This window comes from Nitrosomonas sp. sh817 (genome assembly GCF_030908545.1).
In the GTDB taxonomy this organism is placed as follows: Bacteria; Pseudomonadota; Gammaproteobacteria; order Burkholderiales; family Nitrosomonadaceae; genus Nitrosomonas.
In genome coordinates this window covers 1304119-1316988 of sequence record NZ_CP133083.1, presented here as the reverse complement: position 1 = coordinate 1316988, position 12870 = coordinate 1304119, and the positions used below count along the sequence as shown (strand labels likewise).

At 46.8% G+C, this 12870-nt stretch carries 12 protein-coding genes; 4 read left to right on the top strand and 8 right to left on the bottom strand.

Annotation, left to right across the window (positions count from 1 at the left end; all coding sequences use genetic code 11):
• Window positions 1-23: 23 nt before the first annotated feature.
• The 3 genes from RBH92_RS06265 to moeB form a co-directional block, all read right to left on the bottom strand.
• Window positions 24-296, bottom strand: a complete 273-nt coding sequence (locus tag RBH92_RS06265) for a MoaD family protein (protein ID WP_307933747.1) — start codon at window positions 294-296, stop codon at window positions 24-26.
• A gap of 252 nt (window positions 297-548) precedes the next feature.
• A complete protein-coding gene (locus tag RBH92_RS06260; protein WP_307933746.1) occupies window positions 549-992 on the bottom strand; it encodes a M67 family metallopeptidase in 444 nt (147 codons plus the stop codon).
• A gap of 102 nt (window positions 993-1094) precedes the next feature.
• Entirely contained in the window at window positions 1095-2267 is a 1173-nt protein-coding gene (gene moeB / locus RBH92_RS06255; protein WP_307933745.1) for a molybdopterin-synthase adenylyltransferase MoeB, read from the bottom strand.
• 52 nt (window positions 2268-2319) lie between these two features.
• Between moeB and RBH92_RS06250 the strand changes: the two genes are divergently transcribed.
• The 3 genes from RBH92_RS06250 to RBH92_RS06240 all read left to right on the top strand — a co-directional run bounded on the left by RBH92_RS06250 (window position 2320) and on the right by RBH92_RS06240 (window position 5748).
• Window positions 2320-2535: a hypothetical protein gene (locus RBH92_RS06250; RefSeq protein ID WP_307933744.1), complete on the top strand. Its 216-nt coding sequence runs from the start codon at window positions 2320-2322 to the stop codon at window positions 2533-2535.
• 139 nt (window positions 2536-2674) lie between these two features.
• Window positions 2675-3640, top strand: coding sequence for a DmsE family decaheme c-type cytochrome (locus RBH92_RS06245; RefSeq protein WP_307933743.1), 966 nt, complete (start codon window positions 2675-2677; stop codon window positions 3638-3640).
• Window positions 3641-3708: 68 nt separating this feature from the next.
• Window positions 3709-5748, top strand: coding sequence for an MtrB/PioB family decaheme-associated outer membrane protein (locus tag RBH92_RS06240; RefSeq protein ID WP_307933742.1), 2040 nt, complete (start codon window positions 3709-3711; stop codon window positions 5746-5748).
• A 71-nt stretch (window positions 5749-5819) separates the two neighbouring features.
• On the opposite strand, the gene RBH92_RS06235 is transcribed toward RBH92_RS06240, so the two are convergent.
• Window positions 5820-6713 carry an alpha/beta fold hydrolase gene (locus RBH92_RS06235; RefSeq protein WP_307933741.1) on the bottom strand — a complete coding sequence of 298 codons (894 nt, stop codon included), beginning with the start codon at window positions 6711-6713 and terminating at the stop codon, window positions 5820-5822.
• Window positions 6714-6940: 227 nt separating this feature from the next.
• On the opposite strand from RBH92_RS06235, the gene lpxK reads away from it, so the two are divergent.
• Window positions 6941-7960 (top strand): tetraacyldisaccharide 4'-kinase, encoded by a 1020-nt coding sequence (gene lpxK / locus RBH92_RS06230; RefSeq protein WP_307933740.1) that lies wholly within the window; start codon window positions 6941-6943, stop codon window positions 7958-7960.
• A gap of 65 nt (window positions 7961-8025) precedes the next feature.
• Here lpxK and RBH92_RS06225 read toward each other — a convergent pair whose 3' ends face one another.
• The 4 genes from RBH92_RS06225 to RBH92_RS06210 all read right to left on the bottom strand — a co-directional run bounded on the left by RBH92_RS06225 (window position 8026) and on the right by RBH92_RS06210 (window position 12854).
• Window positions 8026-9264, bottom strand: coding sequence for an EAL and HDOD domain-containing protein (locus RBH92_RS06225; RefSeq protein WP_307933739.1), 1239 nt, complete (start codon window positions 9262-9264; stop codon window positions 8026-8028).
• Between the two features lie 151 nt (window positions 9265-9415).
• Window positions 9416-10216 carry a GGDEF domain-containing protein gene (locus RBH92_RS06220; RefSeq protein WP_307933738.1) on the bottom strand — a complete coding sequence of 267 codons (801 nt, stop codon included), beginning with the start codon at window positions 10214-10216 and terminating at the stop codon, window positions 9416-9418.
• 215 nt (window positions 10217-10431) lie between these two features.
• Window positions 10432-12135: a GGDEF domain-containing protein gene (locus RBH92_RS06215; protein ID WP_307933737.1), complete on the bottom strand. Its 1704-nt coding sequence runs from the start codon at window positions 12133-12135 to the stop codon at window positions 10432-10434.
• Between the two features lie 86 nt (window positions 12136-12221).
• Window positions 12222-12854 (bottom strand): response regulator, encoded by a 633-nt coding sequence (locus tag RBH92_RS06210; protein WP_292923352.1) that lies wholly within the window; start codon window positions 12852-12854, stop codon window positions 12222-12224.
• Window positions 12855-12870: the final 16 nt, after the last annotated feature.

The following is a 12870-nucleotide window of genomic DNA, read 5'->3' as shown; positions in this document are numbered from 1 at the left end:
TTCATTAACGGAGCAGTGCTCGCTTAACCGCCAGCCACCGCCGGCAGAATGGTCATCACATCGCCTTCTTGCAAAGGCGTAGCGAGTCCTGCTTGGAACCGGATATCATGGTCGTTGACATAGATATTGATGAAACGATGCGCACTCGCCTCCGACACCAGCTTTGCTTTAATGCCCGGGTATTGCTGGTCCATCCGATCGATCACTTCGGATACTGCGAAGCCATCGACATGGATGTGCTTTTGCTGATTCGTCAGCGGCCTTAATATGGTCGGGATGATGACTTTGATCGACATCTTTGCTCCTGTTGAAAAAATTGTGTGGGTAACGATTCAGTAATTTCGAGTCGCTGATACCGGCGATTAGCGGCCGCGTATCCGCTCGGCGGCTTGAAGGCGAATGTTCAAATTTCTTCGATTCTTCGCGCAAGCTTGGCTTTTTCATTGAAATCAAAGGAATCTGAAGAGAATGCCTTAAAAACACTTTGATCTCTCATTCCGCTGATATTTCATCTGTTTACCGGAAACTATTGACCGTTGATTGCTGCTTCATGCAACCATTTGCAATTCCAATTCCGGTTGATATTGATGAACAATGCGGATACGTTCCTCGATCACCATTTGGTCAATGATGCGGAAACTGCGTACATCTTCCTCGTTGAGAGACGTTGTTGGAATAATCACATAATGCGCTTGCGGCTCGGTTGCAAGTTCCGCGTCGGCGCGACTCGGATAAGCGTGACTGCTGGTATGGGAATGATAGATGACGATTGGTTCTTCGCCACGCGCTTCCATTTCTTTCCAGACCAGCAACTGTTGTTGCGGATCAAATCTGAAAAAGTTTTCCGATTGCGCGATATTTTCCATCGGAATCAAACGCAATGGCAGATTGTATCCTGCAGGCCCGGCTATAACACCGCAGGTTTCAATCGGGTGATCGCTCATTGCTTGCGCGATCATGGCTTCCACCAGCTTGTGATGTATCGTTAACATAGTTGCTTGTCTCCTCATATAAAAAACCAATTGATTGATGAAAAACAGACCTTCCCGGTTACTGTGCGCTGAAGCAATGGCATGTGTTAATAACCGGTATTCTCAGTAAGTCGGCAGCGATTGATCGACCTCTTGGATCCATGCCAATATCCCGCCATCCAAGCTTTTGACGTTGTTGAATCCATATTTTTGCATTTCGAGCAAAACATCCCGGGAACGCATGCCCATTTTGCAATGCAACACGATAAAATCTTCTTTATTCAAAGAGGACAGCACTTCTTCGGACATTATCCGATGCTTTGGGATATGTTTAGCGCCATCGATATGCACGATATTCCATTCCTCGATACCGCGGACATCGATGAGCTGCACGCTTCTTCCTTGATCTTTGATGGCTTTCAATTCCCTTGCGCTGATGACCGGAATTGATGTGCTACTATCCGGCACCGTGCGGCTCATGCCACAGAATTGCTGATAATCGATTAATTGCGTCACCGCAGTTCTGACAGGCGCCCGCTTGAGCGGAATAAACCGGTAACTCATCTCCAATGCATCATAAACAGCCAATCGTCCGAGCATGGTTTCACCGATACCGGTAATTAATTTAATCGCTTCGGTGGCCATCATCGAACCGATAGCCGCGCATAACACTCCCAACACACCGCCTTCTGCGCAGGAGGGCGCCATCTCCGCCGGTGGCGGTTCCGGGTACAAGTCGCGATAATTCAAGCCGACACCACCCGGCGCGTTCTCCCAGAACACCGAAACCTGTCCTTCAAAACGAAAAATGGATCCCCACACATAGGGTTTTCCCGCCAATACACAGGCATCGTTCACCAGATAGCGCGTGGCGAAATTATCGGTGCCATCAATAATCAGATCATATGCTGCGATAAGCGCCACCGCATTGACCGCTTCCAGCCGCTCGCAATGCAATTGCACCGACACATAAGGATTGATTTCCGTCATGGCATCCCGGGCGCTCTCAGCCTTCAGGCGGCTGATATCCGATTGGCCATGAATGATTTGCCGTTGTAAATTTGATTCATCAACGACATCAAAATCGATGATGCCGATCGTTCCGACACCGGCAGCGGCAAGGTACATCAGGACTGGAGAACCCAGTCCGCCAGCGCCTATTACTAACACTTTGCTGCTTTTAAGCCGCCTTTGCCCTTCCAATCCTACTTCAGGAATCAAGATATGGCGGCTATAGCGCGAAACCTCTTGTTGACTCAATGCTTCGACAGGATTTACTAGGGGTGGCAGCTGCATGAGATTCTCCATTCCAAATTTATTTTGCGTCGTTTTTCACTCGGATTAACTGGTGGAACACGCTGCAAACAAGATCAAGATGATCTTCCGCCAGGTTATTCCAGAGCGAAGCGATCCCGCCGTGTTTTTGAGAAATGTAATGGAAACAGTAATCGTTGGGAATGTGACAAATTGCCGCGCGGCAATTTGCCGCATCAACAATTTAAAGAATTCAAGGTGTAATTTAAAAAAGCAAGTCAGCGCGGAACAGGTTGAAGATATTTTCTAACTGCGCTCACTCATATTTATTTTATTAATCATTTGATTAATATGATTATTATATTTACTCGTTGCACGATGAAAGATTAAAGCCATCCTTCAAATCATCACCGAATTGAAATAATTACATCCTTATAACACCTGGCATCATGTCCCTTTCCGCAAGAAATCATCAGCTCCGAGCATCATTTCTTTTCTTTCGCATCGCCTTGATTACTCTGTCGATGAGTATTGCAACCGGTTCATTTCCTGTATTGGCATTCGATGCTGAAGATGATGAACCCTCAGAGGCGTTGTTTCTTCGCGGTGATCAAACCTGCACCGGTTGTCATGACGAAGGCGGGGAATCCGTGCTGGTTATTGGCAAAACAATGCACGGAACCAACGCCGACAATCTCGCACCAACCTGTACCAGTTGCCATGGCGGGAGCCGTGCTCACATCAACAGTCCTAACAAAGTACCGATGCCGGCGCGGACTTTTGCCAGAAACTCGCGCAACTCCGTAGAGGACAGAAACCGCGCCTGCCTCAACTGTCATCTGGGCGGCAAGCGGATGCATTGGACCAGCAGCACACATGCGAATCGCGACGTCGCCTGTACCGCCTGTCATCAAATTCATGCGGACCGGGATAAAGTCCGCGATAGAAATTTTCAGGCAGAAGTCTGTTTTTCCTGTCATAAAGAACAACGTGCACAAATCAACCGGCCTTCCCGCCATCCCATTCGCGAAGGCAAGGTGATTTGTTCGGATTGCCATAATCCGCATGGCTCCGCTGGTCCCAGCAAAATGCTTAGGGACAGCGTAAATGACACTTGTTACACCTGTCATATGGAAAAACGCGGCCCTTTTGTCCGTAATCATCCGCCAGTTCAGGAGAATTGCGCGCTTTGCCATAACGCGCATGGAACCACGGCACCCAATTTGCTGCGAGTACGCTCCCCCTTTCTTTGCCAGGAGTGTCATGAACCGAACACCCATCATGGCAGCCCCGGCACAATCGACGGCGCCTATCGAAGGAACCTTCTCGCCAGAGGGTGTTTGAATTGCCATACCCAAATCCATGGCAGCAATAATCCTGAAAACATTCGTCTCGAAGATTTATTCCAGCGATGATGCCGCAATCAAGATCAACCGGAATAAACGGAAACATCTTTTCCTTCTTGTTCGCTGTGATTTTTTGGTTGATTTGGATTGCACCCGTAGCAGCCGACCATGTTGACCTTAAACGATTGACGCAACCGCACAGCGCGGTCAATTTTGGAACCGGCATTCTCGCGAATGATAATGCTCGTTATGGTCAATATAATGGCCTTAGAGACGATGGACCTTATGCCATTTTTAATGTAGAGATAAAAAAACGCGATGAACATACCGGCACCTGGCTGAATTTAACCGGGCGCAATCTGGGACTCAGCAATCGCGACATCCGTTTCGAGCATATCAAACAGCGGCATTGGGCTTATTTTATCGATTTCAGCCAAACACCCCGATACGAACCGTTCACAATCGTAACCGCAATCACCGGAATTGGTAGCGCGCAACTACAGGTTCCGGCTTCTCCTACAACCGGGGAAGCCACACAACTGAAAACCGAGCGGCAAGCACTCTCCTTTGGAATGAGCCGGCATCTGCCCGGCAATTTTGCATTGGAATTTCATTTCCGTAATGAAGAGAAAGACGGCTCGAGAATTTTCGGACGCGGTAACCGCCTGGGGCCGCCATTACCCGGTGTTGTCGGCAGTTATGAGTTTCTACCGGAGCCGATCAACTATACCACCCGGCAATTTGGCGGCAACCTCAATTATAACGGCAAACAATTACAGCTTTCCGGTGGCTATTATGGAACTATGTTCGTCAATAGAAATACCGCCTTGTATACGACAGGGGGTAGTACTAATGGTGGAATTTACGCACCCAGCCTATTTTCACCGATTGCGCTTCCTCCTGATAATCAGTCTCATCAAGCTTTTTTATCGGGTAATTATAGTTTCACTCCTTCCACACACGGTAATTTTAAAACGGCCTATACCCGCGCAACTCAAACAGATAGCTTCTTTCCCACCCAATACTTGGCGCCAGGCATTGGAAACAATCTAGGGGGCCGGATTGATACGGTGCTGGTGCAAGGCGGCGTCACCAGCCGACCGCTGACGAAACTGTCGGTAATGGGAAATATCCGGTTCGAAGACCGGGACGACAATACACCGGTATTGCACTACAACCCGGTCGCTTATCAACCGGACTTGAACGGCAATCGCTGGAGCGGATTCAACCGGCCACGCTCATTCAGCACACTGACAGGCAAATTCGAAGCCAGTTATTCGCTGCCGATGAATTTCCGGTTTGTTGGTGGAATCGATTACGAACTTTGGCATCGCCGCTGGCAACCTGCCTTTGTCGGCCACCGTGTCAGAACGGATGAAATCTCTTACAGAGCGGAACTACGCCGCACGCTGGCGGATTCCCTGACCGGATCAATTTCATATATTCATAGCGATCGTTCCGGCTCGCCGTTCATTTCAACAAAAACTGCAACCGGAGAGCCATTCTTCAATACGATCGCCCCGCTTAACCTTTCGGATCGACAGCGCGATATGGTTCGTCTGATGTTGCATTGGGAACCCTTTGAGCTGCTATCGCTGCAAGCGATCGTTCACGAATCGTTTGATGATTATGACCACCGCAGCGATTCGAATCTGGGGTTGCGGAACGGCTCCGCCAGAAACTATTCACTCGATGCGGCCTACACCATCTCGGAGAATTTGCAAGCGATCGCATGGTTTTCACGCAACGAAACCTACATTGATCAGGCCTCGAGAAATTCAATCCCTGGCAATCCGTTACGCGAAATTTGGTCTGTCGATCTTCAAAATATCGGCACTTCATTCGGACTCGATATCAATGGAAAGCTGGGTGAGAAACTTGAAATCGGGGCGAGTGCATCCCATGCCATCATCATTGATAAATTTAAGCAGGCAACAAGCACACCGTCCATTTATTCTGTACCGGATATCTCATCCGAACTGAGCAACATGCGGTTATTTGCTCGATATGCGGTACAGAAAAACTTTTTTCTGCATTTGGATTATATTCTTAACCGCTTTAAAACCAACGAGTGGACCTGGAATCACTGGACTTATAGCGATGGTACGCAATTAACGCAAGACACCAGTCAGTTAGTAAATTTTGTTGCACTTTCGGCGCATTACTATTGGCAATGATGAGCCTGCATCTTTAAACACGACGATGAAAATATCCGAACCCTTCTGTATTTTCCGATTGTTCGGAAAAACTAGGAAGCCTTGATGAAATCCCGGACTATTCTAATTTGATGATCGTCCATCAACATCGGCGAGTGACCGATACCCGGTAGTTCCACGATTTGCGCTTTCGGCCCACGGATCTGCATTTGAGCAGCCGTCTGCACCGACAGCACGTCCGATTCAACACCCCGCAAAACCAATGTCGGTACCGTCAACTGGTCCCACTGCTGCCACAGATCGATATCGGTGATTTCATGAGCCTTGAAGCTGTAAGCAATTTTCGGGTCATAGCGAAAACCGTACGTCCCATCCGCATACTCACGGGCACTATGAATCGCCATATGCGTCCATTGCTCTTCCGTCAACGGGCCGAACGTTACCGAAATCGCTTTCATGTAGGCTTTAAATGCTGCAAAATTTTCAAAGCGTGGATCTTTACCGACATAATCAGCAATTCTCTTCAATGCCGTCGCTGGAATCAGTGGTCCGATATCGCTCATGACCAATTTGTTGAGCGTCACGGGAAGATCGGGTTGAATCGCCAGAACCATCCCAATCAGTCCCCCCATCGATGTTCCAATCCAGTTTAATGTGATTCTTTGTTGGTATTGCGATTGAATATGCGTCACCAATGCGAGCGCATCCGACAAATACAAAGGGTAAAAATCGTAATCCTGCGCATGTTCCAGCCAATCGCTTTGGCCGCGTCCCACCACATCCACGCTGATGATCCTAAAATCCGCCTGCAGGGCTTGTGCAAGAAAATCGAAATCCCGGCAATTCCGGGTCAAACCATGAACACACACGATTACGTTCGGATTATTTGGATTGCCCCAGTCAGTGTAGGCAATATGATGCGGCTTATGCTGCTCGCCGCTGGCTGAGAGAGTCGGAACTAATAACTGCTTGATTGATATATCCATGGCATTTATTCTGTCATTAATCGTGTACATTCACCGTGTTTCTTATAACGCACCTCAATAAAACACCGCATCCGGCCATACAAAAAAACACAACAGGCTATTATATTCATCCCTTTGTTAATTTTTGGTTCTTCGATGGCATGCAAAAATTTTTATACCTATAATTCCACTATCGTTTCCTTAGCTTCGGTACGATTCTTCAGTTTTATTTCATACCTTTACGAAAAATGAGATTATCAGAACTTTATTGGCACCGCATCACGCCATTACATTTGCTGTTATGGCCGCTCAGTATTATGTACAGGCTTTTTATATTGATCAAAAAAGCCTGTTATTGGCTGGATATCTTTCACGCGGTCAAACTTCCGGTTCCGGTCATTGTTATTGATAGCGCCAGCATTAACGATAGTGGCAAAACACCTTTGTTGCTGTGGTTAGTGGATTGCCTGCTGGCTCAGGGATTTTCACCGGCCATCATCACGCGGGATAACGCCGGTCATTCCGGTTTACCCGGTCCAGCCGCGTTCGACAATAGTCACCGGCATTATGACGCTAAGACCTTGTTACTCGCCCAGCACTGCGGAAAATCCTGTCCGGTCTGGAGCGGAAATGACAACGTGGCCGTTGCTAAAGCAATGCTGGAAGCGAATCCGGCTTGTAATATCATACTCTGTAGCGGCGGATTGCAGGATTTCCGGCTTGAGCGCGATATCGAGGTGATTGTAGTGGATTTTAACGAACAAAGCTTGGGTAACGGCTTGCTATTACCCGCCGGCCCGCTCAGGATAAGCCTTGACAGTTTTAATAATGACAGTCTTGTCGTTACAAACAGCAACCCCGGTTATCGGAATGATTTTGAAAACCGTAAAACCTACAATATGAAATTGTTTCATGAAATTGCGTATCAACTGGAAAAACCGGAAATACAGCGATCGATTCCGGATTTCAGAAACGTTCGGTTACATGCCGTCGCCGACGTCGATAACTTCCCCTGGTTATACGAGGTTCTGATGAAAGCCGGCATTAATGCTGAGTTTCACACGTGTGCAGAGAATCACCGGTTTGTGACGCAAGACATCGATTTTCCAGAAGCCGACGTGGTGCTGATGCCGGAAGAAAATGCGCTGCAGTGCCAGGATTTTGCACATGATAAACTATGGGCGTTGCCTCAAAAAGCCTGGATCGATGCCGAACTGCAGCATGCATTGCTAAATAAGCTCTGGATTGTTCCGGTTCAACGTAACTGAACAACTATGATTGCTATCTAAGGAATTGATTGTAGATCAAGCCGATGCAAGAAATTCATCCCGTATCAATCGACCGATTCACCGATGCGGTTGGCCCAGCCAATCGCTTGCAGCTCGATATCAGCCAGTTCGCTTAAACTGATAAAACCTAAATCATTCAAAATTGATTGAATGGCCGTAACTTCACCTTTTTCATTGGCTTCGACTAATTTCAGTTCTTGCCCTAACCGCCCATCGCGCGTCAACAAAGCCTGGCTCATGTCTTCCGGAATGCCCAATTTGTCGATGATCTGCTGCATGTCCATGCCCAACAAAGTATCCAGCAGCGATAATATCCCCACCATGAATGCTCTCTCATGATGGTTCTTATCATGCGGGCGCTCCACTATCGCAATTAACTCCATTAACTTTCCCCGAGCCGCTGCTGTTTGCATCAACGCATTGGATGCGCCGCCGTCGGCTTGATCCGCAGTATAAAGCAGCAATTGAATCCATCTTTGCAGTTGCTGACGGCCGAGAATCATGATCGCATGTTTAATCGAATTAATCTTTTGCGGCAAACCGTTGGCTACCGAATTGACCATGCGCATCAAGTTATAGCTGAGACCGGGTTGATGTTTGAATTCCTTTTCCAATTCCTCGACATCGCTGTCACCCATGGCTAATGTCAACAGCTTCAGTAACGCGAGCTTTCCTGGATCCGCTCTTTTAACCGCCATGACTTCCGGTTTGGCAAAATAATATCCCTGGAACATTTGAAACCCTAATTGCCGACATAGCGCTTCTTGTTCACGGTTTTCAACCTTGAGCGCCAATAACAATACCGGCCACCGGTTCAGCTCCGCCACCAGTTTGGTCAATTGCGGCTTTTCTATCGCCAGAACATTGACTTTCACAACGCTGACGATTGGAAGCAGCTTTTCAATCTTGTCGTTTATTTCAACAATATTATCGAGGGCGAATTGATAACCTTTCTGCTTGAGTTCGCTGCATCGTGCCAGAAATTCGGCGGTTATCGTTTCTGTTTCCCTGATTTCAAGGACAACATGCTTGGTTGGCAGCAAACTGATAATGTCGCTCATCACCAGTTCGGGGTTCGCATTGACAAACCCTCGCAACTTACCTAATACATTCTGAATACCCAGCTGACAATAGGCATTAATGATGACATTAGCGGATGCAGATAAGTCATCTGTTATTGCAGCCGATTTGTCCGTTTCTTCTCGCCTGAAAAGCAATTCAAATGCAACCAAGTTTTGGTTGCGATCTAAAATCGGCTGTCGTCCAAGAAAAAAACCTTCCATCTATTTCCTCACAATTAACCCGTTGTTGTATTGAAAACTAATCCGCTTTTTATTTCTGGATGTTTAGAAATCTCTTCACAGAGAAAAAAGATTGCCACGAACCGCTATGGATAGCGGAGACTGTTTAATGGTGCCGTATATTGCGAAATTATTATGCTAGTGCAGGAATTGCACGATTTTTTCCGGTTCGCTTTGCCTGATAAAGCGCTTTATCAGCCCGGCTGATAACCGAATTCTGATGTTCGCCAAAGGAACGTAGCGCCACGCCGGCGCTGAATGTGACCGGCATCGATTGGTTATCGATTTGAATCGACAGACTCTTGGCTAGATTGTTTTGCAGCCGCTGGATGATGGTTAACGCATCCTCTACGGCGACATCAGGCAATAGAATCACAAATTCTTCACCACCAAAACGGGCGACGATATCGGTAGGACGCAACGTTTCCTTGGCCACAGCAACAAAATTGATCAAAATGCTATCGCCATACTGATGGCCAAGACTGTCGTTAATCTGCTTGAAATTATCCAGATCAATGACTACCACGCCCAGCGATTGTGCATTCCGATCAGCACGCGCCGCCTCACGAATAAATGTTTCATCCAGTCCACGACGATTAAAAGCTCCGGTCATTTGGTCAGTCTGCACAAGTCCGCGTAATTGCTCGATCTCATCCTTTAGTGTTTCAATTTTCTGCTCTGCGCGTTTTATTTGCTCCTGCGCCGCAAATACTTCATCATTGGCTCTCAACCCTCTGGTTTCAGACAAGACCATATCAAGAATACGAATGATTTCATCGGCATTCCTTGTTTTCCGAATCTGATCAGCATAGCGTTCAACTTGCTTATAGTAATCTTCCGAATCAATCATGGGTTTTTGCTCACTTGTGACACCATCCGTTGATTTAACCAGCCGCAATATTCTTTTTTGCCCCTGTCTGGTAGCTCCTTGCATCGCTATTCTCCTCAAATGACCGCATTGAATGCCAGGCTACGCCAGTTCGGGGAATAATTCGTTGGATTGCGAAGGAGAACCCATTCCGGTATAGACTGCCATGGTCATAAAGTTAACAGACCCATACCGGGATGAATTGAATGAATAACAAGGGAAATCTGTGTCATTTGCAATCATACATCGTTTTTACCATAACAAACAATGCATTATGAAACTTACTCCGATGTTAGGATTTGATTTTTCCCGCCTTTTTTTGCCCGATAAAGTGCTTCATCGGCACGCTTGAATATACTTTCCTGCGATTCTCCCGAGCGGAATTGCGCCACCCCCGCGCTAAAAGTAATTAGCAAACGCTTGTTCTCGTGCAAAAAAAACTTTTTGGTTAGATTCCGCCGGATTCTGGAAAGAATTTGAACCCCTTCTTCAAGATTTGTATTCGGTAACAGAATGACAAATTCTTCACCACCATAACGTGATACAACGTCCTCCGGGCGCGTGGTATCTTTGACCGACTCAACCAGATAAACCAACGCATCATCACCAACCTTATGGCCGTGGGTATCGTTCAATTGCTTGAAATTATCAATATCCAGAAGCGCAAAACATAACGGCACTTGATGACGGGCAGACCGGGCGGCTTCCCGCTCAAAAGCACTATCCAGCCCCCTACGATTCAATATCCCGGTCAGATGATCTTCATGAACCTTTTCGCCCATTACTTGCAATTCGGTTTCAAGTTGATTGATTTTACTTTGCGCCAGACTGACTTCGGCACGAGCGGCCAAGAAATCGTTGCGGTAATTGGACGTGCTTTTCTGCATTTGCCTGGTTTCGTCCATAATCATCGCAAGCAACTGATTTAATTCTTTAATATCATCCGTCTTGCTGATTTTATCAACATACTGTCCGAGTTTTTCCTGATACCCATCCGTCGTATCGGTGAGTTCTTCAATATTGGTAATCAGCGAGGTCACCATTTTCTTTAAAGTCAGTTTGGCTTCATTTAAACTGCTTTTGACAATTTCCTGCCGCTGTGTGATTTCTTCCAAATAACGCTCGGCTTGCTCGATCACTTCAGAATTTAACGGTTTAGCAATTGTTTCCCGCAGCTGCCCGATCCGGATACCGATCCACTGGTCTTCCGCCAATATTTCACCCGTGCTGTCCATCAGCATAGTCAGTAATCTGAGCAAACCTTGCTGCAATCCGTCCCTATTCTGATCAGAATCTGCAAATTTGCTATTAAAGTTACGAAAAATCTCGATAAAACCCCGCATTTCCGATTCATTTCGTGTGCTTCGTAGCTGATGCGCCAGCGCTTTCGCTTCATCAGCCAAGTTTGCATCATCCATCCGTTTTGCCACAATCTGCTCGAGCATTTCCGACACCAATTCCCGCAATTGGTCTGAAAACTGATTCACCTTCTCTCGTTGCCCTGAAACCGCCTGCTCGTCTTGCGCATCCAGAGTGTCCAACCGAGAAGTTTGTGAGGAAGAATTTTCAGGGAGGCCACTTTCGATTAACTCGGTAGGCGCTACATTCGATTCTCCCCAAGAATCCACCAGTGCCTTCAGCTTATTGTGTAGTTGCTCGGAATCTTTTGAAAACTTAGCAAGCACTCTTTTAACGCCTTCCCTTTTCTTTGCAATTGTCAAAGTGCCTTGCTTATTCTCTAGCTGCTTTAACAATGCTTCCAGGGTATCTCCCCAAGCTACGCTCTCTGAAACCGGGTTACTCTCCGGTTTTAGCGAACCTGTTACTGTGCTGGCAACTGAATCTCCGCTATTTCCGGAATCGCCTGAAATTTGATGATAGAGCTTGAGATAGTTATCCGGTGTTGGAGGAATCTTAAGTGCCGCTAACTGACGTAAAGTTTCACGTGCAATGATAGTAGGATTAGAATCTTTGGACTGCTTCATAGGGTGCAAGAGAATATGTTCAAAAATAGTGTCTCGAAAAACATCGACCGCAATGTCGATTTCTTGACCTCATCGACGGTTTAAAGTCATTCAACCAATTTATTCTTGATCGCGTAGCGAATTAATTCTGAATTATTCGATAACTTGAGTTTTTCAAGTAGACGCGCGCGATACACACTGACTGTTTTCGGACTTAAAAACATTTCCGCGGAAATTTCCGAGAGTGTTTTCCCTGCAGCGATAAAGCATAAAGTTTGATACTCACGATCGGATAACGTGGTATATAGCGGTTTATCGACATCCGTATTAATAATGTTGGCTAATTCTTGCGCTACTGCCGGACTGACATATTTATCACCCGTCGATACCTGGCGGATTGCCACCACCAGCTGAGCCGGCGCGCTTTGCTTGTTAAGATAACCCGAAGCTCCAGCTTTTAAAGCACGGATCGCAAACTCATGCTCATTATGCATACTGAGCATCAGTACTGCCAAGCCTGGTTTGTCTTTCTTTATTTGTTTAAGAATCTCTATACCATTCCTGTCCGGCAAGGAAATATCGAGCAGCATGACATCAAAATCCTGCTGCCGGGCAATTTTGATTGCTTGAAAACCTGTTTCCGCCTCGCCGGTAACCTTAATATCATCAGTCTCACTCAATATCTGCTTCAAACCTTGACGAACAATTGCATGATCATCGGCTATCATCACGCTTATCATGTTGCCCCCCAGCTTC

Coding starts and splice junctions, on each gene's coding strand:
- RBH92_RS06265 (WP_307933747.1), bottom strand. CDS start 296: ATGTCGATCAAAGTCATCATCCCGACCATATTAAGGCCGCTGACGAAT.
- RBH92_RS06260 (WP_307933746.1), bottom strand. CDS start 992: ATGTTAACGATACATCACAAGCTGGTGGAAGCCATGATCGCGCAAGCA.
- moeB (WP_307933745.1), bottom strand. CDS start 2,267: ATGCAGCTGCCACCCCTAGTAAATCCTGTCGAAGCATTGAGTCAACAA.
- RBH92_RS06210 (WP_292923352.1), bottom strand. CDS start 12,854: ATGATAAGCGTGATGATAGCCGATGATCATGCAATTGTTCGTCAAGGT.
- RBH92_RS06220 (WP_307933738.1), bottom strand. CDS start 10,216: ATGCAAGGAGCTACCAGACAGGGGCAAAAAAGAATATTGCGGCTGGTT.
- lpxK (WP_307933740.1), top strand. CDS start 6,941: ATGAGATTATCAGAACTTTATTGGCACCGCATCACGCCATTACATTTG.
- RBH92_RS06215 (WP_307933737.1), bottom strand. CDS start 12,135: ATGAAGCAGTCCAAAGATTCTAATCCTACTATCATTGCACGTGAAACT.
- RBH92_RS06235 (WP_307933741.1), bottom strand. CDS start 6,713: ATGGATATATCAATCAAGCAGTTATTAGTTCCGACTCTCTCAGCCAGC.
- RBH92_RS06245 (WP_307933743.1), top strand. CDS start 2,675: ATGTCCCTTTCCGCAAGAAATCATCAGCTCCGAGCATCATTTCTTTTC.
- RBH92_RS06225 (WP_307933739.1), bottom strand. CDS start 9,264: ATGGAAGGTTTTTTTCTTGGACGACAGCCGATTTTAGATCGCAACCAA.